A 25,017-nucleotide genomic window follows, 5' to 3' on the forward strand; every position below is an offset into this window, starting at 1 on the left:
GAATCCGGACCCCGACGGGCCTCGGTTAAAGGCCGGGTTCCAGGATGTGCTTGAGCTGCATCAGGTCCTTGCGGACCCATTCCACATCGCGCCGAAAGCTCTGCGCGTCGGCGCCCGGCTGCTGCAGAACCGTAAACACGACCACCGCACCTTCACCGTTCGGCGTCACGCGGAAGGCGTTGTAGGTTGTCTCGCCCGTCTCCAGCACCACTGTGTGGTCCATGACGCCGAGACTGTTGGTCGGGGTGAAAAAGATCTTCGCCGTGCCGAGAGGGCCTGTCGCGATCCAGTGATCGCCGGCCGGTTGCAAGCCGCTTGCAAGCCCTGAGGCCCAGAGCGGCATGGTCTCCGGGTGGCTCGCATAGGCATAGACCGCAGCCGCGTCGCGCGCGATGACCACATCGACCGTTTGAACGTTCCGGATCATTTCCGCTCTCCTCCAGGACCCGATGCGCCGGCGCGCCGGCGCAGGCCGAAGCCGTCCTCGCAGGCTTGCCGATCGTCCGCCGCTCTCCCGGCGTCGCGCCGGAAATGTAGCTTGCGACTTCAACAATGTCTTGTGGTTCCTTCTTTCCGGTGCCAAAACTTGCGGCGTTCACCCATCGGGCAACCGGCTGCGACGGTCGGCATTGCGGGTAGGGCACATGGATGGAGCGCCTGCCGGACACCGGCATCCCCGCGTTCCAGGATCTAACGGAGGCATACACGTGGCACAGGCGGAAATCGGCCTCATCGGGCTCGGCGTCATGGGGTCCAACCTCGCGCTCAACATTGCCGAAAAGGGCAACACGATCGCGGTGTTCAACCGCACGGTGGAGCGCACGAGAGAATTTTACGAAGAGGCCGGCGATCTGAAGGATCGCATCATCCCCTGCGAAACGATCGAGGATTTTGTTGCGGCGATCAAGCCGCCGCGGCCGATCATCATCATGATCAAGGCCGGCGATGCCGTCGATCAGCAGATGGAAATCCTGAAGCCGCATCTGGAAGCGCACGACATCATGATCGATGCCGGCAACGCCAATTTCCGCGACACGATGCGCCGCTTCGACACGCTGAAGGACAGCGGCCTGACCTTCATCGGCATGGGCGTGTCCGGTGGCGAGGAAGGCGCGCGCCATGGTCCCTCGATCATGGTCGGCGGTCTGGAGGAAAGCTGGAAGCGCGTCGAGAAGGTTTTGACCTCGATCGCCGCGCGCTACGAAGGCGATCCCTGCGTCGCCTGGCTCGGCGAGAACGGTGCGGGTCATTTCGTCAAGACGATCCATAACGGCATCGAATATGCCGATATGCAGATGATCGCGGAGATCTACGGTATCCTGCGCGACGGCCTGAAGATGAGCGCCGCCGAGATCGCCGAGGTCTTTGCGACCTGGAACAAGGGCCGTCTCAACTCCTTCCTGATCGAGATCTCCGAAATCGTCCTGCGCGCCGGCGACCAGCTCGGCTCCGGTCCGCTGGTCGATGTCATTCTCGACAAGGCCGGCCAGAAGGGCACCGGCAAGTGGTCGGTGATCGAGGCGCAGAACATGGGCGTGCCGGCCACAGGCATCGAAGCCGCCGTTGCCGCCCGCAGCCTGTCGTCGATGAAGGCCGAACGCGAGGCCGCCGAAAAAATTCTCGGACTGCCGGACGTGCCGCCGCTGTCGATCGGCGACAAGGCGGCCTTCCTGGCCGATCTCGAAAACGCGCTGCTTGCGGCCAAGATCGGCGCCTATGCGCAGGGCTTTGCCGTCATGGCGGCAGCGTCGCGCGAGTTCGGCTGGAACCTGCCGATGCCGACCATCGCCCGCATCTGGCGTGCCGGCTGCATCATCCGCTCGCAGTTCCTCGATGAGATTACCAAGGCGTTTACCGAATCGCCGGATGCCGCGAACCTCATCGTCACCCCGGCCTTCGCCGCCATGGTCAAGGATACCGACGGCCCGTTGCGTCGCGTCGTCTCCACGGCGGTGCTGGGCGGCCTTCCGGTTCCGGCGCTCGCCTCGGCGCTCGGCTATTTCGACAGCTATCGTCGCGCCCGGGGCACGGCGAACATGATCCAGGCCCAGCGCGACTATTTCGGCGCCCATGGTTATGACCGCACCGACGGCAAGGATTCGCATCACGGCCCCTGGGGCAGCGGCCTCGTCGCCGAACGCTCGTAAGCCGGCGATCTGCGTCTCCACGAACAAAAGGGCCGCGCGACATTCTCGCGCGGCCCTTTCTGTTCTGGTTTTCCTCAATCCGACGCTGACGAAGCGCCGGCCTATCTGTCGACGCCGCTCAGGCTCTGCAGCTCTTCCGCCGGTTTCCCGGCGATGCGGGCGAGAACGGCCTTGGCGAGTTCATGGCCGGCATGGCGGATGTCCTCCTTCATGGTGATGACCTCGGGGCGCAGCCAGCCGAGAAAGTCGCTCGGCACCTTCGAGACGACATCGAGATCCTGTCCGATCTTGCGGCCGGTGGCTTCGATCGCGGCGATCAGGGCGATCGTTCCGGCGCCGCTTCCCGACACGATGCCATCCGGCACGACGCCGCCGCGCAACAGCGTTTCGAAGGCGGCGCGGATATCGATCAGCGAGTGATCGATATCGACATCGTCGAACGGGACGGTCTCGACGCCGAAGTCGCGGACCGCGCGTTCGAAGCCATGGCGCATGTGCCGGTGGAAGGTGAGGTGGGGCGGCGGCTGCAGCAGGGTCAGCCGACGACGACCGCGTTCCACCAGCGTCCGCACCGCCGCATAGGCAAAGCCCTCATTGTCATAGTCGTGATAGGGGTGTGCGAGCCCCATCTCGGTGCGCCCATGCGTGGCGAAGGGAAAGTTGCGCTCCAGCATCAGCGCCACGCGCGCATCCTTCGGCTCGGTGCGCGAAATGATGACGCCGTCGGCCGCGCCCGTGTCCAGCACGTAGCGAACCGGGGCGAGGGCGTCGCGCGAGGGGCTGTAGGGCGTGACCACGAGATGGTAGGGCGTGGCCGCCAGCACCTCGGAGATGCCGACGACGATCGGGCTGGTCAGGCCCATGATCTCCTCTTCCAGCGACAGGACGAGGCTGATGACGTTGGTCTTGCCGGTCCGCAGCCGGACGCCGGCGCGGTTCGGTTGGTAGCCGACCTGCCGCGCGACGAGACGGACGCGCTCCTTGGTTTCCGCGCCGATATCGGGTGCATCCTTCAGCGCCCGCGACACGGTGGTGATGCCCAGTCCCGTCATGAAGGCGATCGTCTTCAGCGTCGGCCGATCGTTGGCAGGCAGGCTCGATGCGGGGCGGGCACTGCCGGTCTGGGCGCCTGTCTCGGCTGATACGGGCGTGGAACCACCGGTTCGTTTCGTGTCGTCCATCCTTGCCTGCCCTTCCATTCCGGCCCATGAAGCCGGCTATCCCTACCACTTCGATGCAGCTTGACCAAACTCGCTCCTGTCGTGCCTACACCAAAAATCTGCAACGATACAGTTGATCCGATGTTCATTTGATGGGACGCGCGCTCGGTTGCAATCGTCACACGAGCGGTCCGCCCGTCGTTTCCGTTTGCTGCACTGCAGAGCGGCAGTCAGACGTTCTTTTAGGCAGTCATTCTAATGACATCATCGTTTCAACGGCTTCTTTGCCTCAGACGCGGATCGTGCACTGCACCTAAGGGTCGGAGGGTCCGTTCCTCATGGGCGAATAGATCGCGTTAAAGTAGAAATTCGTGGATCACAAGAAATTTGCTCTCTGCCGTGTTGCGCGCATTCCCGACATCCGCTAGGTTTTTACGGCAACGTTACAGTGAGGGAGGAGACTCATGATGACACGGTTTCGCGCAGCAATTCTGGCTGCCAGTGTAGTTCTGCCGCTGGGTGCGGCTCATGCCACCGATCTGGAGGTGACGCATTGGTGGACGTCCGGCGGGGAGGCCGCGGCGGTCGCGGAACTGGCCAAGGCGTTCGATGCCACCGGCAACAAATGGGTGGACGGCGCGATCGCCGGCTCGGGCGGCACGGCGCGTCCGATCATGATCAGCCGCATCACCGGCGGCGACCCGATGGGCGCCACGCAGTTCAACCATGGCCGTCAGGCCGAGGAGCTCGTTCAGGCCGGCCTGATGCGCGACCTGACCGATGTGGCGACGGCCGAAAAGTGGAAAGAGGTCATCCGGCCCGCGAGCCTGCTCGACGCCTGCACGATCGACGGCAAGATCTATTGCGCCCCCGTCAACATCCACTCCTGGCAGTGGCTGTGGCTCTCCAACGCGGCCTTCAAGACGGCCGGCGTCGAGGTTCCCAAGACCTGGGACGAGTTCGTGGCGGCCGGCCCGGCGCTTGAGAAAGCCGGCATCGTTCCGCTCGCGCTCGGCGGTCAGGCCTGGCAGTCCGCCGGTCTGTTCGATGTGCTTCTCCTGTCGCTCGGCGGCAAGGATTTCTACCTCAAGGCCTATGGCGACAAGGACGAGGCGGCGTTGACCGGCCCGGATATGGCCAAGATCTTCAAGGCGGCTGACGATGCGCGGCGCATGGCCAAGGGCTCGAACGTCCAGGACTGGAACCAGGCGACCAATCTGGTCATCACCGGCAAGGCCGGCGGGCAGATCATGGGCGACTGGGCGCAGGGCGAATTCCAGATCGCCAACCAGAAGGCCGGCACCGACTATTCCTGCCTTCCGGGCCTCGGCGTCAATGCCATGATCTCGACCGGCGGCGACGCGTTCTACTTCCCGCTGCTCAAGGACGAAGCCAAGGCCGAGGCGCAGAGCGTCCTTGCCAAGACCATCCTCGATCCGGCGACGCAGGTCGCGTTCAACCTCAAGAAGGGGTCGCTCCCGGTTCGTGGCGACGTCGATATGTCGGCCACCAATGACTGCATGAAGAAGGGGATCGACATCCTCGCCAAGGGCAATGTGGTCAAGAGCGCCGACGAGCTTCTCTCGGCCGACATCCAGAAGCAGAAGGAGGACCTGTTCTCCGAATTCTTCTCGAGCACGACCATGACGCCCGAGGACGGGCAGAAACGCCTCGCCAGCATCATCGCCTCTGCCGAGTAAAGGCGGGACGAAGGGAGGGTGAAGGCTTTCCGCCTTCGCCGCCCCGTCGCCGCCGTCCTCTGGGATGGCGGCATGCCCGCCGCAGATTATGCTTGGCATCCGCGCCCGGACCTCGATGAGGCCCGGGACCGCCCCGCCCTTGCTCCATGTTCGTCGCGCTCTGCCTGTCGGGGAGAGCCAAGAGGAGGCGCCTGCCGATGACGGTTCCAGCAACGACAGTTGCCACGCCGGTCCGGAAATCCACCCGGCCCAACCAGTATTTCCGCAATATGAGCGCCAAGATCGCGTCGATCCCGATGATCCTGACCGCAGTCGTCATCTTCGCCGGCGGCACGCTGTGGACGGTGCTCTATTCGTTTACCAATTCCCGGCTGCTGCCGCGGATGAGCTTTGTCGGTTTCGACCAGTACGAGCGCCTGTGGGCCGCTCCGCGCTGGACGATGTCGATCATCAATCTCGGGATCTACGGCATCTTCTCGCTGATCTTCAGCCTGCTCATCGGCTTCCTGCTGGCGGCGCTGATGGACCAGAAGATCCGCTTCGAGAACACGTTCCGCACGATCTTTCTCTATCCCTTCGCTCTGTCCTTCATCGTCACGGGCCTTGTGTGGCAGTGGATCCTGAACCCGGAATTCGGCATCCAGTCGGTCATCCGCTCGCTCGGCTGGACCTCCTTCCGCTTCGATCCGCTCTACGATCCCGCCCTCGTGATGTACGGCATCCTGATCGCCGCACTCTGGCAGGGAACGGGCCTCGTCATGTGCCTGATGCTCGCCGGACTGCGCGGCATCGACGGGGAGATCTGGAAGGCCTCGCGGATCGACGGCATTCCCGCCTGGAAGACCTATCTCTTCATCGTCATCCCCATGATGCGCCCGGTGTTCATCACCACCCTCGTCATCATCGCCTCCGGCATCGTCAAGGTCTACGACCTCGTGGTGGCGCAGACGAGCGGCGGTCCGGGCATCTCCTCCGAAGTGCCGGCGAAATACGTCTACGACTACATGTTCCAGGCCCAGAATCTCGGCCAGGGCTTTGCCGCCTCCACCATGATGCTGCTCACCGTCGCGATCATCATCATCCCCTGGGCCTATCTCGAATTCGGAGGACGCAAGCGTGGCTGATATCGCCTCCCTCAACACCACGGCCGTCGCCATCGACGCGTCCAAGCGACAGCTTGCGGCCGGTCCGCGCGGCAAGCGTCCGGCGCGCGCCTTTTCCGGCACCAACATCATGGTCTACGGCACGCTGCTGGTCTTTGCCTGCTATTACCTGCTGCCGCTCTACGTGATGATCGTGACCTCGCTCAAGGGCATGCCGGAAATCCGGCTCGGCAACATCTTCTCGCCCCCGGTCGAGATCACCTTCGAGCCCTGGGTCAAAGCCTGGTCGAGCGCCTGCACGGGGCTGAATTGCGACGGCCTGTCGCGCGGCTTCTGGAATTCGGTGCGCATCACCGTGCCCTCGACCATCGCCTCGATCGCGCTTGCCTCGATCAACGGCTATGCGCTCGCCAACTGGCGCTTCAAGGGGTCGGAGGTGTTCTTCATCATCCTGATCATCGGTGCCTTCATTCCCTATCAGGTGATGATCTACCCGCTCGTCATCATCCTGCGCGAAATGGGCATCTACGGCACGCTGAGCGGCCTCATCATCGTCCATTCGATCTTCGGCATGCCGATCCTGACGCTGCTCTTCCGCAACTATTTCGTCTCGCTGCCGGAGGAACTGTTCAAGGCGGCCCGCATCGACGGCGCCGGGTTCTGGATGATCTATTTCCGGATCATGCTGCCGATGTCGCTGCCGATCTTCGTGGTCGCGATGATCCTGCAGATCACCGGCATCTGGAACGACTTCCTGTTCGGCGTCGTGTTCACCCGGCCCGAATACTATCCCATCACCGTCCAGCTCAACAACATCGTCAATTCGGTGCAGGGCGTGAAGGAATACAATGTCAACATGGCCGCAACGCTGCTCACCGGCGCGGTGCCGCTCATCGTCTACTTCATCTCCGGGCGACTGTTCGTGCGCGGCATCGCCGCCGGCGCCGTGAAAGGCTGATCCTCATGACGTCAAGCGTTTCCATCCAGGATCTGTCGCTGAGCTTCGGCGCAGTCACCGTTCTCGAAAACCTCAATCTCGATATCCGCGACGGCGAGTTCCTCGTGCTGCTCGGCTCGTCCGGCTGCGGAAAATCGACCTTGCTCAACTGCATCGCCGGGCTCCTCGAAATCTCCGACGGGCAGATCTTCATCAAGGGCAAGAACGTCACCTGGGAAGAGCCCAAGGATCGCGGCATCGGCATGGTGTTCCAGTCCTATGCGCTCTATCCCCAGATGACCGTCGAGAAGAACCTGTCCTTCGGCCTGAAGGTCGCCAAGATGCCGCAGCCGGAGATCGACAAGCGCGTCGCCCGTGCCGCGGAGATCCTGCAGATCCAGCCGCTCCTGAAGCGCAAGCCGGCGGAGCTTTCCGGCGGCCAGCGCCAGCGCGTGGCAATCGGCCGGGCCCTTGTTCGGGATGTCGACGTCTTCCTGTTCGACGAGCCGCTGTCCAACCTCGACGCCAAGCTCCGGTCCGAGCTGCGCGTCGAGATCAAGCGGCTGCACCAGTCGCTGAAGAATACGATGATCTACGTCACCCACGACCAGATCGAGGCGCTGACGCTCGCCGACCGCATCGCCGTGATGAAGAGCGGCGTCATCCAGCAGCTGGCCGATCCGATGACGATCTACAACGCGCCGGAAAACCTTTTCGTCGCGGGCTTCATCGGTTCGCCGTCGATGAACTTCTTTCGCGGAACGGTGGAGGAGAAGGCCGGTCGCAAGGTTGTCAGCGTCTCCGGCGTGGATTTCGCCATCGACGCCTATCCCGCCCGCAGCCCGATCCTCCCCGGCACCTCCGTCGTCCTCGGCATCCGGCCGGAACACGTGACGGTGGACGAGGTGCCCGCCGGCGGCGACGCGCATGCGGCGGTCGTCGATATCGAGGAGCCGATGGGCGCGGACAATCTTCTCTGGCTAAAGCTTGCCGGTCAGACCATGTCGGTCCGGATCGCCGGCGCGCGCCGCTACGCGCCGGGATCGCAGGTCCGCCTCGGCATCGACATGAGCATGGCCTCGATCTTCGATGCCGGCACGGAGCAGAGGTTGTGAAGACGACCGTGCCGTGACGTTTCGAGAGAAGCGCTGCCCTTCACCCTGGCCTCTCCCCGCAAACGGGGAGAGGGGACGGCAGCCGGATGAGGGGCGGGGGCCCGACCTCCGCGACCCGACGACGTGAGCAAACCCGACCGAACAGAGACGACAAGATGCCCGATACCACCCCGACCATCACCACCGATCTCTCCGGCACCTGGACCCTGTCGAGCCTCGATGCGGCGCATGCGCTGACCATGCCGGTCCCCGGCGACGTCCACAGCGCGCTGCTGTCCGCCGGCGTCATTCCCGACCCCTATGTCGGGCGCAACGAGGCCGACGTGCAGTGGGTGGCCGAGCGGGATTGGGTGCTGGAGCGGACGTTCGATCTCGACGATACCGCTTCGACCGACCGCTGGTATCTCGACCTTGCCGGTCTCGACACGGTGGTCGACGTCTTCCTCAACGATGCGCTCGTGCTTGAAGCCGACAACAGCTTCCGCCGCTATCGTCCCGACGTCACGGGCAAACTCGTGTCCGGCACCAACCGGCTGAAGCTCGTCATCAAGTCCTCCGTGCGCGAGAGCGCCGAGCGGCAGGCCAGGCAACCGTTCTACATTCCCTATTCCACGGCCAACTCGCCCATTCCCAACGGCAGCATGCTGCGCAAGGTCCAGTGTCATTTCGGCTGGGACTGGAACATCGCCATCGCTCCCCTCGGCGTCTACGAGCCGCCGCTGCTGAAGCGCCTCGTGGCGGCCCGGATCGAGCATGTGACGACGCGTCAGGATTGGCATGCGGACGGCTCTGTCGATCTCGTGGTCTCCGCCGCGCTGTTCGCCGCCGAGGCAGGACACGCGTCCGTCGCCTTCGACCTCGATGGCGTCGTCGGGACGATCGATGTCGATGTCTTCAAGGGCATCACCACGGTCGAGCATGTCTTTCCTGTGCGGCAACCGAACCTCTGGTGGCCGGCCGGCAGCGGCGCGCAGGCGCTCTCGCGTCTCGTCGTGTCCGTCGGCGGCGACCGCGTCCGCAAGACCATCGGCTTTCGCCGGATCGAACTTCTCACCGATCCGGACGAGGCGGGCAGCCGCTTTGCGTTCCGGGTCAACGGCGTCGAGATCTTCTGCCGCGGGGCGAACTGGATCCCGGCCGACGCGCTCTTTTCCCGCGTCACCGAGGCCGGCGTCGAGGATCTGCTGCAGTCGGCGGTCGGTGCGCATATGAACATGATCCGCGTCTGGGGCGGCGGCTTCTACGAGCCCGACTGGTTCTACGACCTCTGCGACGGGCTCGGCCTCATGGTCTGGCAGGACTTCATGTTCGCCTGCAACCTCTACCCCTCGACGCAGGATTTCCTCGACAATGTCGCAGCCGAAGTGGACGACCAGGTGCGGCGTCTGTCGTCGCATCCCTCGATCGCGCTCTGGTGCGGCGACAACGAGCTGGTCGGCGCGCTCACCTGGTTCGAGGAAAGCCGCCGGGATCGCGATCGCTACCTCGTCTCCTACGACCGCCTGAACCGGACCATCGAGACGACGATGAAGAAGGCCGCGCCGGACCTGATCTGGTGGCCGTCCAGCCCGGCGGTGGGGCCGTTGAACTTCGGCGATGCCTGGCACGCCGATGGGGCCGGCGACATGCACTACTGGTCGGTCTGGCACGAGAACAAGTCGTTCGACAATTACCGGACCGTGCGGCCGCGCTTCTGCTCGGAATTCGGCTTCCAGTCCTATACGTCGATGCCTGTTATCCACGACTTCGCGGCGGCCAGGGATCTCAACATCGCCTCGCCGGTGATGGAGAGCCACCAGAAGAATGCCGGCGGCAACGAGCGGATCGCCGGCACCATGTTCCGCTACTTTCGCTTTCCCAAGGATTTCGCGAGCTTCGTCTATCTCAGCCAGGTCCAGCAGGGCCTCGCCATCAAGACGGCGGTGGAGTTCTGGCGCTCGCTGAAGCCCCATTGCATGGGCACGCTCTACTGGCAGCTGAACGACACCTGGCCGGTCGCTTCCTGGTCGAGCCTCGACTATGGCGGCAGCTGGAAGGCGATGCACTATATGGTGCGCCGCTTCTTCCAGCCGGTCGCGGTGGCCGCCATTCCGTCCGACGACGGGAAGACGCTATCGCTATCGATGGTCAACGACACCCGCGCCCCGCTCAGCATCGAGGTCCAGACGTTTCTCGTCACCCTGGCCGGCGAACGCCGTCCGCTGGTGGCGGCGAGCGGCACCTGCCCGGCCGATCGCGCGGCGACGCTGGTCGAGCTTCCCGCCGCCGATATCCCCGAAGGCATGCTGCTCTTCTGGACCTTCGAGGCGTCCGATGGCGCGCGGGGCGAGGGGCACCACGTTCCCGGAACCTACAAGGCGCTCGATCTCGAACCGTCGGGCCTCACCATCGCCACGTCGGCCGTTGCGGGCGATGCCGCCGGTGGCATCGACGTCACGGTCTCCGCCAAGGGTCTGGCCCTCCATGTGATGGTCGAGGCGGGCGTTTCCGGTCGCTTCAGCGACAACGCCTTCGACCTGACCGCGGGGGCAAGCCGCACGGTGCGCTTCACGCCATCGACGCCGGGCGAGGGCCCGACGCCGGTCTTTACCGCCTACGATCTGCAATCTTCGGCCGGTTGACGCCTCCAGCAGGGCGAAGACCGACCCGCATTCATGAAAAGGACAGTTCCATGAGACCGCTCAGCTTCCAGCTCTACACCGCCCGCAATTTTCCGCCGCTCTCGGATGCCCTGCATCTCGTGGCCAAGGCCGGCTACAGCCAGGTCGAGGGCTATGGCGCGCTTTATGGCGATCATGACGACAGCGCGGTCAAGGCGCTGAAGGCGGATCTCGACCGCAACGGCCTGACGATGCCGACCGGCCATTTCAGCCTCGACATGCTGGAAACCAATCCGGATCGCGCCATCGAGGTGGCGAAGATGCTCGGCATCGAGACGATCTACTGCCCCTATGTCCTGCCCGAAAACCGTCCGACGGACGCTGCGGGCTGGAAGGCGTTCGGCGCCCGGCTGCAGAAGGCGGGCGAGCCGGTCCGGGCGGCCGGTCTCGGCTTCGGTTGGCACAATCACGATTTCGAATTCGTGGCCTTGCCGGACGGCTCCGTGCCGATGGACCTGATCTTCGAAGGCGGCCCGGATCTCGAATGGGAAGCCGACATCGCCTGGGTCATCCGCGGCGGCGCCGATCCGCTCGCCTGGATCGACCGCTATGCCGACCGCATCACCGCCGTCCACGTCAAGGACATCGCGCCGGCCGGCGAGAACACGAACGAGGATGGCTGGGCGGATGTCGGGCATGGCACGGTCGACTGGAAGGGCCTCTATGCCCGTCTCGCCGCGACGCCGGCCAAGACCTACATCGTCGAGCACGACAATCCGAGCGATCTCGCCCGGCTTGCCGAACGCTCCATCGCCTCCATCAAGACCTTCTGACAGCACGACCTTTTCAAGGGAACACACGTCATGACACAGGATCTCGGCGTCGGCATCATCGGATGCGGCAATATTTCCACCACCTATTTCCGGCTCGCACCCTTGTTCAAGGGCATCGAGATCCGCGCCTGCGCGGACATCGATCCGGCGGCGGCCGAAGCCCGCGCCGGCGAATACGGCGTGAAGGCGCAGTCGATCGATGAACTGCTCGCCAATCCGGAGATCGACATCGTCGTCAATCTGACGATCCCGGATGCGCATTTCCCGGTCTCCCGGCAGATCCTGGAGGCGGGCAAGCACGTCTATTCGGAGAAGCCGCTCGTGCTGACGCTGGAGCAGGGCGAGGAATTGCGGTCGCTGGCCGCATCGAAGGGTCTCACCGTCTGCTGCGCGCCGGACACGTTCCTCGGCGGCGCGCATCAGCTGGCGCGCTCCCAGGTCGACAGCGGCCGCATCGGTCGCGTCACCTCCGGCACCTGCCACGTCATGAGCCCCGGCATGGAGATGTGGCATCCCAATCCCGACTTCTTCTTCCTGCCGGGTGCCGGTCCGGTGCTCGATCTCGGCCCCTATTACGTCGCCAACCTGATCAACCTCATCGGTCCGGTGAAGCGCGTCGCGGCGCTCGCGTCCAAGGCCGCCAAGACCCGCACCATCTCCAGCGAACCGCGCAAGGGCCAGGTCATCCCGGTGAAGACGCCGACCAATATTCACGCGCTTCTCGAATTCCACAGCGGCGCGACGGTGACGCTGACGGCGAGCTGGGATGTCTGGTCGCATCGCCACGGCAATATGGAGCTCTACGGCACCGAGGGTTCGCTCTACGTGCCGGACCCCAATTTCTTCGGCGGCAAGGTCGAGGTCAGCGGCAAGGGCAAGGAGATCTCGCCGGTCGATCGCTGGGATCATCCGTTCTCGGTCGAGAACCAGGAGCATCCGCAGGGACCGATCGCCAATTACCGGACGGCCGGGCTTGCCGACATGGCGCAGGCGATCACCGAGAAACGCGACCCGCGCTGCTCGCTGGAGCGCACGCTGCATGGCGTCGATGTCATGGTCTCGATCCTGAAGTCGGGTGACGAAGGCCGGTTCGTGGACCTCACCACCACCTGCACCCAGCCGGCCCCGCTCGGCATCGAGGCGGCGCGGGCGCTGTTGCGCTGATCTCCCGCACGTCATCCTGCAGAAGCCCGGAAACCGGTTTCGGTCTCCGGGCTTCTGCGTTACATGGAAGAGCCGCGTCTGACGAACCGAAGCGGCCGCGCCGGCCCCGTTCGTCCGGCGCTGATAACAATCAGGGACCCACACGCCGCCGCCGCCGGATCTGCGCGGCGGCCCGTCGGGACACTCCCATGGAGGAACCACCATGACCTGGCACCCCGCCGACACCCGCTACGACACGATGATCTACAACCGCTGCGGCCGCTCCGGCCTCAAGCTGCCGGCGATCTCGTTCGGGCTCTGGCACACGTTTGGCGAGACCACGCCGCATGCGCTGAAGCGCGAATTGTGCCAGACCGCCTTCGATCTCGGCATCACCCATTTCGATCTCGCCAACAATTACGGCCCGCCCTATGGCGCTGCCGAAACGGCCTTCGGCGAGATCTTCCAGCAGGACTTCAAGCCCTATCGCGACGAGATGATCATCTCGTCCAAGGCCGGCTACGATATGTGGCCGGGTCCCTATGGCGAATGGGGCAGCCGGAAATATCTGATCGCCTCCTGCGACCAGAGCCTGAAGCGCATGGGCCTCGACTATGTTGATATCTTCTATTCCCACCGCTTCGATCCGGACACGCCGCTCGAGGAGACCTGCGGTGCGCTCGATCATATCGTCCGCTCCGGCCGGGCGCTCTATGTCGGCATCTCCTCCTACAACTCGCAGCGGACGCGCGAAGCCGCCGCCATCCTCAAGGATCTCGGCACGCCGCTGCTGATCCACCAGCCGAGCTATTCGATGATCAACCGCTGGGTCGAGGAGGACGGCCTGCTGGATACGGTGGACGATCTCGGTGTGGGCACGATCGTGTTCTCGCCGCTGGCGCAGGGCATGCTGACGACGAAGTATCTGAACGGCATTCCCGACGACAGCCGCGCGGCGCTGAACCATTATCTCAACCAGCGCCTCATCCGCCCGGAGGTCATCGACAACGTGCGCAAGCTCAACGACATCGCCGCGCGTCGCGGCCAGACGCTGGCACAGATGGCCGTCGCCTGGGTGCTGCGCGGCGGACGCGTGACCTCGGCCCTGATCGGCGCCAGCAAGACGTCGCAGATCGTGGATTGCGTCAAGGCGATCGACAACCTGTCGTTCACGGCCGAGGAACTGGCCGAGATCGACACCTATGCCCGCGAGGCCGACATCAATCTCTGGGCGAAGTCGGCCGAACTGGCCTGACGATCTGGCTTCAGTCTCACGTTCGACAGGCCGGTCTGATGGCCGGCCTGTCGGATCAGGTTGACGCCGCGAACACTTTCGGGCGCAGGATTTCGAGCGTTCCCCGGGCCTGCATGCGGAAGGGGAATTCCGGCGCGGTGTCGAATTCGACATGCTGGCCGTCCGCGGTCACGGCGAGGATGCGCTTGGAATCCGGGCGGTCGATGACGCGCAGGATGACGGCGGGAATGCCGGCACCCTCTTCGCGCCAGATGACGTCGGCCGGGCGGAAGAACAGTTCGGCCGGACCGTCGGGCACGCCTGCCGCATCGAACAGGATCTCGTTGACGCTGGCCCGGCCGGCGGTCACGGTTGCTCTCAGGCGGTTGGCGTCGCCGAGGAAATTCATCACGAAGGCATTGTCCGGCGCGCGGCAGACCTCTTCCGGTGTGCCCGCCTGCACGATGCGTCCCTTGTCGAGGATGACGACACGATCGGCGAGGTCGAGGGCTTCGGCCTGATCGTGGGTGACGAACAGCGTGGTGATGCCGAGGTCCTCATGGATCTTGCGCAGCCAGCGGCGCAGGTCGCGCCGCACATTGGCATCGAGCGCGCCGAAGGGCTCGTCGAGCAGCAGCACCTTCGGATCGACGGCAAGCGCCCGTGCCAGCGCCACGCGCTGGCGCTGGCCGCCGGAGATCTGCGCGGGGAAGCGATCCTTCAGGCCGTCGAGCTGGACGAGGCGCAGAAGCTCCTCCACCCGCTCGGCAATCTCGGCTGAGGACCTCCGGGTCTTCGAGACCTTCATGCCGAAGGCGATGTTCTCGCCGATCGTCATATGCGGGAAGAGCGCATAATGCTGGAACACGAAGCCGACGCCGCGGTGGCGGACCTCGATGTCGGTGGCGTTCTCCTCGCCGAAGAAGATCGCGCCTTCGTCGGGATATTCGAGACCCGCGACCATGCGGAGAATCGTCGTCTTGCCGGAACCCGAAGGGCCGAGCAGGGCGACCAGTTCGCCGCTTTCGATCTCCAGCGACACGCCGTGGACGGCGCGGAAGGTGTCGAAGGTCTTGACGATCGTATCGAGGCGGATCTTCACGGCTTGGACATCCCGGGTTCAGTCGTTTCAAGGGTTGGGCCCGCAAGCCCAGGCCCGGCCAGGGCCGGGCGCCGGACGCGGCCGGCGCCGCGGCGCTCCAGCGCGACCTTGGCGATCAGCGTGACGATGGCGAGGCTTGCAAGGATCGAGGCGGCGGCGAAGGCGCCGACCGCGTTGTAGTCGTGGTAGAGCAGTTCGATATGGAGCGGCAGTGTGTTGGTCTGGCCGCGGATATTGCCCGAGACGACCGAGACGGCGCCGAATTCGCCCATGACGCGCGCGTTGCAGAGGATGACGCCGTAGAGCAGGGCCCATTTGATGTTGGGCAGGGTGACCGAGAAGAAGGTGCGCCAGCCGCTCGCCCCGAGCGAGGTCGCCGCCTCCTCAAGATCGCGGCCCTGAGCCTGCATCAGCGGGATGAGCTCGCGGGCGACGAAGGGCGCGGTGACGAACAGGCTGGCCAGCACGATGCCCGGCAGCGCGAACAGGATCTTAATGTCGGCCGATTGCAGCGCGTCGCCGAACAGGCCCTGAAGGCCGTAGACGAAGAGATAGGCGACGCCGGCCACGATGGGGGAGACCGAGAACGGGATCTCGATGACCACGAGCAGCAGGCGGCGTCCGGGGAAGTCGAACTTGGTGATGGCCCAGGCGGCGGCGACGCCGAAGACGGTGTTGATCGGCACGGCGATCAGCGCGGTCAGCGCCGTCATCCAGATGGCGTGCGCCGTGTCGCGGTCGGTGATCGACTTTGCGAAGAAGGCGGCGCCCTTGGAGAAGGCCTGGACGCCGATGATGGCGAGCGGGGCGACGATGACGAGCAGGACGAGCACGAGGACGATCGCGATCAGGCCGTTGCGGAAGATCGGCTTCTCGCCGATGCGCGGCGGGCGGCGGTTTCTCGGTTTCGCTGCGGTCGCCATGGTCAGCCCTTCACCGTGTAGCGCAGGGCGCGGGTCTGCAGGATATTGGTGATCGCCAGCATGAGGAAGGCGGCCATGAGCATGACCGAGGCGATGGCGGCGGAGGCGGGATAGTCGTATTCCTCGAGCCGGATGAAGGCGAGGAGGGCGGTGATCTCCGTCTCGTAGGGCTGGTTCCCGGCGATGAAGATGATGGCGCCGAACTCGCCGAGGCTGCGGGCGAAGGAGAGCGACAGGCCGGCGAGGAGGGCCGGGAACAGCTGCGGCAGCAGCACTTTGCGAAAGATCTCGCCATCGCTCGCGCCGAGCGTCTGGGCGGCCTCTTCCAGCGCGCCGTCGAGCTCTTCGAGAACCGGCTGGACCGTGCGCACGATGAAGGGCAGGCTGGTGAAGGCCATGGCGACGATGATGCCGAGGGGGGTATAGGCGACCTTGAGCCCGAGCGTCGACAAGGCGCCGCCGAACCAGCCGTTGTTCGCAAACAGGGTCGTCAGCGCGATGCCGGCCACGGCCGTCGGCAGGGCGAAGGGCAGGTCCACCAGCGCATCGACGATGCGGCGGCCGGGGAAGCGATAGCGCACGATGACCCAGGCGAGCGCCATGCCGAAGACGAGGTTGAAGGCGGTCGCAGCGGCAGCGCAGAGCATCGTCACGCGATAGCTGGCGACGGCCCGATCCGAGGAGACGATGGTCCAGTAATCGGCCGGGCCGAGACTTGCCGCCTTGAAGATCAGCGCGCCGAGCGGCAGCAGCACGATCACGGCGACATAGACCAGCGTGATGCCGAGCGTCAGCGGCAGGCCGGGAAGAATGCGCCGAGCCAAGGCCGGTCCTCTTATCTCTTGGATCGCGCGGCGGGCGAGGGCCATCCGGCGGTCGGTGACGGGCCGCAGCGCGGGGCCCTTGTCACTGGTCAAGGGCGATGCTGCAAACGGATGGAAGCCGCGGGGGACGTCGTGTCCCGCCGCGGCTTCCGTTTTCCATAGATTACGCCTGCGATCAACGGCTGCCGTAAAGTTTGTCGAGATGGCCGCCTTCGGCAAACTCTTCCTTTTTCACCTTGGCCCAGCCGCCGAACACGTCCTCGACCTTCAAGAGCCGGATGTCCGGGAACTGATCCTTGAACTTGGCGGCGACCGCCGGGTCGTTCACACGGTTGCCGTTCTCGGCAAGGATCGTCTGGCCTTCGGGCGTGTAGAGGAAGTCGAGATAGGATTTCGCCAGATCGCGGGTGCCATGCTTGTCCACGACCTTGTCGACTACGGCGACCGGAAATTCCGCGAGCAGGCTGACGGAGGGCACGACGATGTCGAACTTGTCCTCGCCGAATTCCTTGGCGATGCCCTTGGTTTCCGCCTCGAAGGTGATCAGCACGTCGCCGGTCTCGCGCTCGACGAAGGTGGTGGTGGCGGCGCGACCGCCGGTGTCGAACACGGGCACGTTGTCGAACAGCTTGGCGATGAAGGTATCGACCTTGGCCGGATCGTCCTTGAAGGTCTCCTTGGCGAAGGCGAGCGCTGCCAGATAGGTATAGCGCGCATTGCCGGAGGTTTTCGGATTGGGGAACACCACCTTCACGTCGTCGCGGACGAGGTCGCTCCAGTCCTTGATGCCTTTCGGATTGCCTTCGCGCACGAGGAAGGCCGGGAAGGAGTAATAGGGCGAGGCATTGTTCGGGAAGTCGCTCTTCCAGTCGTCGGTGACGAAGCCGCCCTTCACCAGCGCATCGATGTCGATCACCTGGTTGAAGGTGACGACGTCGGCCTCGAGGCCCTCGAGAATGGCGCGCGCCTGCTTGGACGATCCGCCATGCGACTGGTCGACGGTGACGCCGGGATGTTTGGCGACGAAGGCCTCGTTGACCGTCTCGAACAGTTCGCGCGAGACGTCGTAGGACGCGTTCAGCAGCTTGTCGTCGGCATGGGCGGAAGCGGTCAATGCGGCAAGGGCGGCACCGATCAGGAGGAAGCGTTTCATTCGGATCTCCGGTGGGTTGATGGCGGCATCATAGGGTGGTGGCACTCTCTGTCCGAGGTCGGCTATCGCAGGTTGTTCGACCATCCGGGAAAAATATTGCCGGGAAGGAGGCCGAGGCGGAAAACCTGTCGTCGTCACGGGGCATTCCGGTCTTTGCTGCGAAAGTCGATGTTTCCGGCCGCCGCCCCTGCTGGACACGGCGACCGGGGCGTGTAATCTCCCTTCGGGCAAGCGGTTTCGTTACGCAAACCGCTTCTTGGATCAGGTGCTTGGGAATGGCACCCGCAGGGAGGACAGCCGGCATCCTATCGGCTGACTGCGACACGAGGAGAGACAAGATATGGATCGTCGTTCATTTATTCGTCGTGCAGGGATCGGTGGCGCCGGGGCGGCTGCTGCAACCGTTCTGGCGGCGCCGGCCATCGCGCAGACGATGCCGAAGGTCTCCTGGCGACTGACGTCGTCCTTCCCGAAATCGCTCGACACGATCTATGGCGGCGCCGAAGTCATCTCGAAATACGTCTCCGAAGCGACGGACGGCAATTTCAAGATCCAGGTCTTTGCCGCCGGCGAAATCGTGCCGGGCCTGCAGGCCGCCGATGCGGCCTCGTCCGGCACGGTCGAAGCCTGCCACACCGTTTCCTATTACTACTGGGGCAAGGACCCGGTCTGGGCGCTGGGCGCCGCCGTTCCCTTCGCGCTCAACGCCCGCGGTCACAATGCCTGGCAGTATCATGGCGGCGGCATCGACATGTTCAACGAGTTCCTGGCGCCGCAGGGTCTGGTCGCCTATCCCGGCGGCAATACCGGCGTGCAGATGGGCGGCTGGTTCCGCAAGGAAATCAAGACGGTGGCCGACCTGCAGGGCCTGAAGATGCGCGTTGGCGGCTTTGCCGGCAAGGTCATGCAGAGCCTCGGCGTCGTGCCGCAGCAGATCGCCGGCGGCGACATCTATCCCTCGCTCGAAAAGGGCACGATCGACGCGGCCGAATGGGTCGGCCCCTATGACGACGAGAAGCTCGGCTTCTACAAGGTCGCGCCCTATTACTACTATCCCGGCTGGTGGGAAGGCGGCCCGACCGTCCACGCCATGTTCAACAAGACGGCCTTCGACGGCCTGCCCAAGTCCTACCAGTCGCTGCTGCGCACGGCCTGCCAGGCGGCGGATGCCAACATGCTGCAGAAGTACGACTATCTGAACCCGGCTGCGATCAAGCGGCTGGTGGCATCGGGCGCCAAGCTCAGCCCGTTCAGCGCGGAAATCCTCTCCGCCTGCTTCGACGCCTCCAACAAGGTCTATGCCGACATGGAAGCGACGAACCCGACGTTCAAGAAGATCTGGGGTTCGATCAAGGCCTTCCGGGCCGAGTTCTACCTCAATGCGCAGATCGCCGAATACAACTACGACACGTTCATGATGATCCAGCAGCGCAACGGCAAGCTCTGATCCCATCCACCCTCTCAAAGACCGCCGCCGGAGCCCGATTTCACCACGGGCTCCGGCGGCTTTCGTTTGTCGATTCTACCATGTGAAAAACGGCCGGGGATGAGCCCAGCCCTCAACCAAACTGGGGAACCTTCGTTGACATCCCTTGCAAACCCCTTGGAGACCGGCGCGCGAAAGGATTCTGTCTTGATGAAGAAATCTGAAGGACGTCAAATTCATCCGCATGTCAGCAGGTCGGCTTCGGCCTGTGCTGCATGACGTCGAGTGCTTCGAGTGCAAGTTCGCAGGCACTTTCCAGGTAGCTCTTGCCGAAATCGGTCGGATTGACCTCGACGGACAGATCTTCTTTGAAGGCATCCATTTTGGTCTTGATCCGGAGCCGTGCGCGCTCGTAGATTTCAGGGGTCATGAAGACGGATCCGGCGGCATCGGAAAGCTCATCCGGCATCACGAGAAATATTCCGGCTAGATCGAAGACGTCGCGGCTTTTGAAGGTCGAGCCACGATAATAGATCTTCTTCGCGATCACTTCACAGGGGCGTTCACGATCGATGATGCGTCCGTTGAAATCGAATTCCGTCGTGGAACCGTCGACAAGCGAAGACGCGCTCAGGAAGTCGATCTCACCGATACCTGTGACGATCAGCTTGAGGTCGTGACCGGGATACCGGTAGTTGGACGTCTGTCTCGCAGCATCCCAGCAGATCTCTCTGGTGATTGGATTGTTGACGGGAACGAGTTCCTTGATGAGACGTGCGGAGTCCATGAATGCGTCGATGTCGTAGCTGATCCGGTGTCCCAGATCGATCGAGAGGGCCGTGCCGCCACCGAAGGTCCAATAGGGCGGGAGCGCGTTTTCAGACGTGACGGAGTCGATCGCCTGAAGCGTCAGTCTCATGAGGTGTTGCCACTGAGACGGCATCCATCTCCCGTATCCATCGCGCATTTTCGTCATCCTCATCGACATCCCAGAAGGAGATGGTCTGAGCAAGATCATCGAACGTGACCGAGCCTTCGACAACCATGTCCATCAGGATATCGACGCCGACCTCACGGAAAAAGGCGCGCACATGGGGTCGCCACCGACGCTCTATTGTCCGGCGACGCAGGCAGGCCAGGAGTGTATCCGCGTCGATGTGAAGCGGAAGCGGCGCGTTGACCGTGGTCAATGCTTGCCAGATCGCCTGACTGTTCACCCCATGATCATTCATAGGGTGAATTTACCAGAGAACGGAGCAGCTCACAATCAACCAAGCTGTCTCGGGTCATGCCGCAGAACCGTCCGGCAACCCGCATCGTCGATGCCTCCGCTCAACACTGTTCTGACGCCTCCACATTCAGGTTGGTGGCTGGGGGACGAACCGGCCGTTTTTTCTGGAGGAGCGATATGCGCCGGCCTTACTTGAACGAGGGTGGGGCGCTGAGATCGTTCGCAGGCGGCGGCGATGGCGGCGGGGCGCTGAGCGGGTCGGCGGGCTTGGTGCCGTCGAGCGGATTGCCGGAGGGCAGTTGCAGGCCGCCGGGGAGGCTTAGGCCGCCGCCCGTGTTGCCGAAGCCGGGAACCTCGATCTTGATCGTGTTCGGATCGACCACAGCGCCATCGCCCTTGTAGTGCATGACCATCTGCGGAAACATGATGGTCAGCGCCACCATCACGATCTGGATGCAGACGAAGGGCACGGCGCCCCAGTAGATCTGCCCGGTCGTGACTGGCGGCGTCATCTTTCCCGTGAGACGATCGAGATAGGGGATCTTCGGCGCGACCGAGCGCAGGTAGAACAGCGCGAAGCCGAAGGGCGGGTGCATGAAGCTCGTCTGCATGTTGATGCCGAGCAGCACGCCGAACCAGATGAGGTCGATGCCGAGCTTGTCGGCCGCCGGCGCGAGCAGCGGCACGATGATGAAGGCGAGTTCGAAGAAATCGAGGAAGAAGGCGAGGAAGAAGACGAGCGCGTTGACCGCGATCAGGAACCCGGTCTCGCCACCCGGCATGGCGGTGAGCAGGTGTTCGACCCAGATATGGCCGTTGACGCCGTAGAAGGTGAGCGAGAAGACGCGGGCGCCGATGAGGATGAAGAGCACGAAGGCCGAGAGCCGCGTCGTGGCGGTGAGGGCCGAGCGGATGACCTCCATCGACAGGCGACCCTTGGCGCCGGCCATGATGAGGGCGCCGACGGCCCCCATGGCGCCGCCTTCGGTCGGCGTGGCGATGCCGAGGAAGATGGTGCCGAGCACGAGGAAGATCAGCGCCAGCGGCGGGATGAGGACGATGATGACCTGCTGGGCCAGCCGCGACATCCTGTTGAGCCCGGTCGCGCGATCGATCAGGGCGACGACGTAGATGAAGGCGACGCCGCAGGTGCCGCCGAGGATGTCGGCATCCGCCCCGTAGGTCGGCGACAGCATGACATGGGCCGCATAGGCGAAGGCGAAGGCGACGGCCAGCGCGACGATGAGCGAGGTGACGCCCGAGCCGAGCGTGCGGGCTTCGAGCGGCAAAGCCGGCATGGCGTCGCGCTTCAGGAACGACACGAGCAGGATATAGCCCATATAGAGGCCGGTGAGGACGAGGCCCGGAATGAGCGCGCCGGCATACATGTCGCCGACCGAGCGGCCGAGCTGGTCGGCGAGCACGATCAGGACCAGCGAGGGCGGGATGATCTGCGCCAGCGTGCCGGAGGCGGCGATGACGCCCGAGGCGACGCGGCGGTCGTAGCCGTAGCGCAGCATGATCGGCAGCGAGATCAGGCCCATGGCGATGACCGATGCCGCGACGACGCCGGTGGTGGCGGCGAGCAGCGCGCCGACGAAGATGACGGCATAGGCAAGGCCACCGCGCACCGGGCCGAACAGCTGGCCGATCGTGTCGAGCAGATCCTCGGCCATGCCGGATTTCTCCAGCACGATGCCCATGAAGGTGAAGAAGGGGATGGCGAGCAGCGTGTCGTTCGACATCACCCCCCAGAAGCGATCCGGCAGGGCGTTCAGCAGCGGCCAGGAGAGGTTGATGCTGTCGGAGAACGGCGCGAGCTCGACGCCGATGACGAAGAACAGGAGGCCGTTCGCGGCGAGCGAGAAGGCGACGGGATAGCCGACCAGCATGAAGACGATCAGCGACAGGAACATGATCGGGGCGAGATTTTCGGCGATGAATTCGATCACGGGCGCACCTCCTGATCGGCGTGCGGCAGGCCGGCGTGAGGCTGGGCGATGTCGAGCGGCGCATGCGTCGGCACGTAAGGCGCGGGATCGTCGATGACGCCGCGCATGATGGCGATCTTCTTGATGATTTCGGAGACGCCCTGGAAGGCGAGCAGGACGAAGCCCGCAAGCAGGATGGCCTTGGCCGGCCAGAGGATGAGACCGCCGGCGCTGGAGGAGACTTCGCCGGAGACGTAGCTCATCCGGACATAGGGGATGAGATAGGCGATCATCATCAGCACGAAGGGCATGAGGAACAGGAGGTGGCCGAGCAGGTCGATCCAGTGCTGCACCCGGCGCGAGAAATTGCCGTAGACCACATCGATTCGGATGTGCTCGTTCTGCTTCAGCGTGTAGGCGGCGGCCAGCATGAAGGCGGCGCCGAACAGATACCACTGCGCTTCGAGCCAGGCATTGGACGACATGTTGAAAGCCTTGCGGATGACCGCGTTGCCGGCGCTGACCAGCACGGCGACCAGAATAAGCCAGGTCACGGATTTCCCGATGAATTCCGTCGTCGCGTCGATGAGGCGGCTGAGGCCCAGCAATGCTGTCATATCGATCTCCCACTCGGGCCGCTCCCCTGCGGCCTTGCTCATACACCACACTGCCGATTTCGGCCGTGCTTTCAAGCGGTCCGGCCGGTTTTGCGCAGAGTTTGCCGTGGGCAGGCCGGGCCATGCGACCAAAGTCGAAGAGGCCACCGGGGCGCTGCGCTCCGGCATGCCGGGCGGGATCGGGACCGGCTGGGTTTGCGCCGGTTTCGTTCAGGAGATGATGTTTGTCTTATAATCTGCTGATATAATTACGAAAATGTAATGCTGGTTTTCATTTCCCATTCATCCGCCCGACCCTAGGTTCCCCCTGTCTCTCGAAACAAGGACACGCCTCATGAAACGGTTTATCATCACTCTCCTCGCCACCTCCTTCCTGGCCGCACCTGGCGCCTTCGCCGCGCCCCAGGACCGGCAGGATAACGTCCGGGGGCGGACGGTGGAACGGCACACGACGACGACGATCAAGAAGACCGTGGTGCGCAAGGCCCGCTGGGCCCGCGGCCACCGCCTGTCGCCGGCCGAGCGCCGCCGCACCGCCGAGGTCCGCGACTATCGCCGCTACCGCCTGAACGCCCCGCCGCGCGGCCAGCGCTGGGTCAAGGTCGACAACGACTTCCTCCTGATCAGCGTCGCCACCGGCGTCATCGTCGGCCTCGCCTCTGGCCGCTGAGCCCTCTTTGCCGCGGCCCCGAGAAAGGGGCTGCGGCATTTCTTTATCCAACGGCGCCTGCCGTTCGCGTCCGCCTCTGCGCGACTCAGCCCTGTTGCGACAGGCAGCTTGCGAGTGACTGGGCGATGCCGTTCATCAGCTGGAAGTAGAGGTCGGGGCCGGCGGTGAGGGTGCCGGCTTCGGGGTCGAGAGTGCCGGATTTGGCGCTGGTGCCTTCCAGCACGACGTTGACCAGCTTCGGCTCGAACTGGGGTTCGGCGAAGACGCAGGTGGCGCCGAGCTTTTCGATCTTGGCGTGGATTTCCTTCAAGCGCTGGGCGCCCGGCGCCGTTTCCGGGCTGACCGTGATCGAGCCGGCGACGGAGACGCCGTAGCGGTGCTCGAAATACTGGTAGGCATCGTGGAAGACGACGAAGGGGCGATCCTTGATCGGGGCGACCGTGGCGGCGATGGCGCGGTCCAGTGCGTCGATGCGGGCGTCCAGCGTCTCGCGATTGGTGCGGTAGGCCGCGGCGTGATCCGGGTCGGCCTTCGCCAGTGTCGTCTCGATCTCGGCGGCCATGGCCTTAGCGTTGCGCGGGTCGAGCCAGGAATGCATGTCGAATTCGCCGTCGTCATGGGCGTGGCTGGCTTCGGCGGCGGCATCATGGTCGTGGCCGGCGTCCGCCTCGTCGCCATCGTCATGCGGCTCGAACGGGCCGCCTTCGCGCTGCGGCAATTTTTCGACGCCGGGCGCGTCCTCGAGCGCGACGACGGTCGCCTTGGAACCGAGCGTTTCCAAGGGTTTTTCCAGGAAATGCTCCATGCCTTCGCCCATCCAGAAGACGATCTTCGCGTTTTGCAGCGCTGCGGCATTGGACGGCTTCATGTTGTAGGTGTGGGGGGAGGCGGCGCCTTCCACGATCAGCTTCGGCGCGCCGACGCCGGCCATGATGGCGGCGACGAGCGAGTGGATCGGCTTGATCGACACCACGACATCGGGTGACGGGGCATTATTGGACGTCTGGGCATGGGCCGTGCCGGCTGCGAGGAAGGCGGTGGCGGCGAGAATCAGCGGGGCGCGGGAGGACATGAGGCGCAAGGACATGAGGCGGGGGGACACGAGGCGGGGGGACATGAGGCGGTGAGGCATGGGAATGCTCCTGTAGGGTTCATGACGGGTCCGGCC

The 25,017-nt window shown here is 64.3% G+C and carries 22 protein-coding genes; 11 read left to right on the forward strand and 11 right to left on the reverse strand.

Annotated features, from left to right (window positions below; translation table 11 throughout):
• Positions 1 to 25 precede the first annotated feature (25 nt).
• A complete protein-coding gene (locus C8J36_RS03255) occupies positions 26 to 427 on the reverse strand; it encodes an SRPBCC family protein (protein WP_132532587.1) in 402 nt (133 codons plus the stop codon).
• Positions 428 to 707: 280 nt separating this feature from the next.
• Between C8J36_RS03255 and gndA the strand changes: the two genes are divergently transcribed.
• The gene (gene gndA, locus C8J36_RS03260) at positions 708 to 2,147 is read left to right on the forward strand and encodes an NADP-dependent phosphogluconate dehydrogenase (protein ID WP_132532589.1); all 1,440 of its coding nucleotides are present in this window, start codon (positions 708 to 710) and stop codon (positions 2,145 to 2,147) included.
• Positions 2,148 to 2,248: 101 nt separating this feature from the next.
• On the opposite strand, the gene C8J36_RS03265 is transcribed toward gndA, so the two are convergent.
• Positions 2,249 to 3,328 (reverse strand): LacI family transcriptional regulator, encoded by a 1,080-nt coding sequence (locus C8J36_RS03265; protein WP_132532591.1) that lies wholly within the window; start codon positions 3,326 to 3,328, stop codon positions 2,249 to 2,251.
• Between the two features lie 443 nt (positions 3,329 to 3,771).
• On the opposite strand from C8J36_RS03265, the gene C8J36_RS03270 reads away from it, so the two are divergent.
• The 8 genes from C8J36_RS03270 (at position 3,772) to mgrA (ending at position 13,993) form a co-directional block, all read left to right on the forward strand.
• Entirely contained in the window at positions 3,772 to 5,007 is a 1,236-nt protein-coding gene (locus C8J36_RS03270; protein ID WP_132532593.1) for an ABC transporter substrate-binding protein, read from the forward strand.
• A gap of 197 nt (positions 5,008 to 5,204) precedes the next feature.
• Positions 5,205 to 6,131, forward strand: coding sequence for a sugar ABC transporter permease (locus C8J36_RS03275; protein ID WP_132532595.1), 927 nt, complete (start codon positions 5,205 to 5,207; stop codon positions 6,129 to 6,131).
• Positions 6,124 to 7,068 carry a carbohydrate ABC transporter permease gene (locus C8J36_RS03280; RefSeq protein ID WP_062592733.1) on the forward strand — a complete coding sequence of 315 codons (945 nt, stop codon included), beginning with the start codon at positions 6,124 to 6,126 and terminating at the stop codon, positions 7,066 to 7,068. The genes C8J36_RS03275 and C8J36_RS03280 overlap by 8 nt, the downstream gene beginning before the upstream one ends.
• Before the next feature lie 5 nt (positions 7,069 to 7,073).
• Positions 7,074 to 8,162: an ABC transporter ATP-binding protein gene (locus C8J36_RS03285; protein ID WP_062592736.1), complete on the forward strand. Its 1,089-nt coding sequence runs from the start codon at positions 7,074 to 7,076 to the stop codon at positions 8,160 to 8,162.
• 155 nt (positions 8,163 to 8,317) lie between these two features.
• Positions 8,318 to 10,783: a glycoside hydrolase family 2 protein gene (locus C8J36_RS03290; protein WP_132532597.1), complete on the forward strand. Its 2,466-nt coding sequence runs from the start codon at positions 8,318 to 8,320 to the stop codon at positions 10,781 to 10,783.
• Positions 10,784 to 10,833: 50 nt separating this feature from the next.
• On the forward strand, positions 10,834 to 11,595 hold the full coding sequence (locus C8J36_RS03295; RefSeq protein WP_132532599.1) for a sugar phosphate isomerase/epimerase: 762 nt from the start codon (positions 10,834 to 10,836) through the stop codon (positions 11,593 to 11,595).
• Between the two features lie 30 nt (positions 11,596 to 11,625).
• Positions 11,626 to 12,759, forward strand: a complete 1,134-nt coding sequence (locus C8J36_RS03300) for a Gfo/Idh/MocA family oxidoreductase (protein WP_132532601.1) — start codon at positions 11,626 to 11,628, stop codon at positions 12,757 to 12,759.
• 202 nt (positions 12,760 to 12,961) lie between these two features.
• Positions 12,962 to 13,993, forward strand: coding sequence for an L-glyceraldehyde 3-phosphate reductase (gene mgrA, locus C8J36_RS03305; protein WP_132532603.1), 1,032 nt, complete (start codon positions 12,962 to 12,964; stop codon positions 13,991 to 13,993).
• A gap of 55 nt (positions 13,994 to 14,048) precedes the next feature.
• Here the strand turns inward: mgrA and C8J36_RS03310 are convergent, their stop codons facing one another.
• The 4 genes from C8J36_RS03310 to C8J36_RS03325 form a co-directional block, all read right to left on the reverse strand.
• On the reverse strand, positions 14,049 to 15,074 hold the full coding sequence (locus tag C8J36_RS03310) for a sulfate/molybdate ABC transporter ATP-binding protein (RefSeq protein WP_132532605.1): 1,026 nt from the start codon (positions 15,072 to 15,074) through the stop codon (positions 14,049 to 14,051).
• Entirely contained in the window at positions 15,071 to 15,997 is a 927-nt protein-coding gene (cysW, locus tag C8J36_RS03315) for a sulfate ABC transporter permease subunit CysW (protein WP_132532607.1), read from the reverse strand. Before cysW ends, C8J36_RS03310 begins: the two co-directional genes overlap by 4 nt.
• A 2-nt stretch (positions 15,998 to 15,999) precedes the next feature.
• Complete coding sequence (cysT, locus tag C8J36_RS03320) at positions 16,000 to 16,821, reverse strand: sulfate ABC transporter permease subunit CysT (RefSeq protein ID WP_165914932.1); 822 nt, start codon at positions 16,819 to 16,821, stop codon at positions 16,000 to 16,002.
• Positions 16,822 to 16,996: 175 nt separating this feature from the next.
• Positions 16,997 to 17,974 (reverse strand): sulfate ABC transporter substrate-binding protein, encoded by a 978-nt coding sequence (locus tag C8J36_RS03325; RefSeq protein ID WP_132532609.1) that lies wholly within the window; start codon positions 17,972 to 17,974, stop codon positions 16,997 to 16,999.
• A 340-nt stretch (positions 17,975 to 18,314) separates the two neighbouring features.
• Here C8J36_RS03325 and C8J36_RS03330 point away from each other — a divergent pair, with 340 nt between their 5' ends.
• Entirely contained in the window at positions 18,315 to 19,421 is a 1,107-nt protein-coding gene (locus C8J36_RS03330; protein WP_132532611.1) for a TRAP transporter substrate-binding protein, read from the forward strand.
• A gap of 226 nt (positions 19,422 to 19,647) precedes the next feature.
• Here the strand turns inward: C8J36_RS03330 and C8J36_RS03335 are convergent, their stop codons facing one another.
• The 4 genes from C8J36_RS03335 to C8J36_RS03345 form a co-directional block, all read right to left on the reverse strand.
• Positions 19,648 to 20,319, reverse strand: a complete 672-nt coding sequence (locus C8J36_RS03335; RefSeq protein WP_165914933.1) for a nucleotidyl transferase AbiEii/AbiGii toxin family protein — start codon at positions 20,317 to 20,319, stop codon at positions 19,648 to 19,650.
• Entirely contained in the window at positions 20,279 to 20,617 is a 339-nt protein-coding gene (locus C8J36_RS24760) for a hypothetical protein (protein WP_165914934.1), read from the reverse strand. The genes C8J36_RS03335 and C8J36_RS24760 overlap by 41 nt, the downstream gene beginning before the upstream one ends.
• Before the next feature lie 202 nt (positions 20,618 to 20,819).
• The gene (locus C8J36_RS03340; protein ID WP_132532614.1) at positions 20,820 to 22,583 is read right to left on the reverse strand and encodes a TRAP transporter large permease subunit; all 1,764 of its coding nucleotides are present in this window, start codon (positions 22,581 to 22,583) and stop codon (positions 20,820 to 20,822) included.
• A complete protein-coding gene (locus C8J36_RS03345) occupies positions 22,580 to 23,179 on the reverse strand; it encodes a TRAP transporter small permease subunit (protein WP_132532616.1) in 600 nt (199 codons plus the stop codon). Before C8J36_RS03345 ends, C8J36_RS03340 begins: the two co-directional genes overlap by 4 nt.
• Before the next feature lie 334 nt (positions 23,180 to 23,513).
• On the opposite strand from C8J36_RS03345, the gene C8J36_RS03350 reads away from it, so the two are divergent.
• Positions 23,514 to 23,849: an RcnB family protein gene (locus tag C8J36_RS03350; protein ID WP_062592761.1), complete on the forward strand. Its 336-nt coding sequence runs from the start codon at positions 23,514 to 23,516 to the stop codon at positions 23,847 to 23,849.
• Positions 23,850 to 23,934: 85 nt separating this feature from the next.
• Here C8J36_RS03350 and C8J36_RS03355 read toward each other — a convergent pair whose 3' ends face one another.
• Positions 23,935 to 24,981, reverse strand: a complete 1,047-nt coding sequence (locus C8J36_RS03355; RefSeq protein ID WP_281029209.1) for a zinc ABC transporter substrate-binding protein — start codon at positions 24,979 to 24,981, stop codon at positions 23,935 to 23,937.
• Positions 24,982 to 25,017 lie beyond the last annotated feature (36 nt).

Source organism: Rhizobium sp. PP-F2F-G48, assembly GCF_004342335.1.
Taxonomy (GTDB): Bacteria; Pseudomonadota; Alphaproteobacteria; order Rhizobiales; family Rhizobiaceae; genus Ferranicluibacter.

Bases quoted from the DNA above. Each gene is read 5' to 3' on its own strand.
- C8J36_RS03275 (WP_132532595.1), top strand. From the start codon at position 5,205: ATGACGGTTCCAGCAACGACAGTTGCCACGCCGGTCCGGAAATCCACC.
- mgrA (WP_132532603.1), top strand. From the start codon at position 12,962: ATGACCTGGCACCCCGCCGACACCCGCTACGACACGATGATCTACAAC.
- C8J36_RS03295 (WP_132532599.1), top strand. From the start codon at position 10,834: ATGAGACCGCTCAGCTTCCAGCTCTACACCGCCCGCAATTTTCCGCCG.
- C8J36_RS03255 (WP_132532587.1), bottom strand. From the start codon at position 427: ATGATCCGGAACGTTCAAACGGTCGATGTGGTCATCGCGCGCGACGCG.
- C8J36_RS03290 (WP_132532597.1), top strand. From the start codon at position 8,318: ATGCCCGATACCACCCCGACCATCACCACCGATCTCTCCGGCACCTGG.
- C8J36_RS03330 (WP_132532611.1), top strand. From the start codon at position 18,315: ATGGATCGTCGTTCATTTATTCGTCGTGCAGGGATCGGTGGCGCCGGG.
- C8J36_RS03285 (WP_062592736.1), top strand. From the start codon at position 7,074: ATGACGTCAAGCGTTTCCATCCAGGATCTGTCGCTGAGCTTCGGCGCA.
- C8J36_RS03300 (WP_132532601.1), top strand. From the start codon at position 11,626: ATGACACAGGATCTCGGCGTCGGCATCATCGGATGCGGCAATATTTCC.
- C8J36_RS03350 (WP_062592761.1), top strand. From the start codon at position 23,514: ATGAAACGGTTTATCATCACTCTCCTCGCCACCTCCTTCCTGGCCGCA.
- C8J36_RS03265 (WP_132532591.1), bottom strand. From the start codon at position 3,328: ATGGACGACACGAAACGAACCGGTGGTTCCACGCCCGTATCAGCCGAG.
- cysW (WP_132532607.1), bottom strand. From the start codon at position 15,997: ATGGCGACCGCAGCGAAACCGAGAAACCGCCGCCCGCCGCGCATCGGC.
- C8J36_RS03325 (WP_132532609.1), bottom strand. From the start codon at position 17,974: ATGAAACGCTTCCTCCTGATCGGTGCCGCCCTTGCCGCATTGACCGCT.
- C8J36_RS03345 (WP_132532616.1), bottom strand. From the start codon at position 23,179: ATGACAGCATTGCTGGGCCTCAGCCGCCTCATCGACGCGACGACGGAA.
- C8J36_RS03270 (WP_132532593.1), top strand. From the start codon at position 3,772: ATGATGACACGGTTTCGCGCAGCAATTCTGGCTGCCAGTGTAGTTCTG.
- C8J36_RS03335 (WP_165914933.1), bottom strand. From the start codon at position 20,319: ATGAGACTGACGCTTCAGGCGATCGACTCCGTCACGTCTGAAAACGCG.
- C8J36_RS03355 (WP_281029209.1), bottom strand. From the start codon at position 24,981: ATGCCTCACCGCCTCATGTCCCCCCGCCTCGTGTCCCCCCGCCTCATG.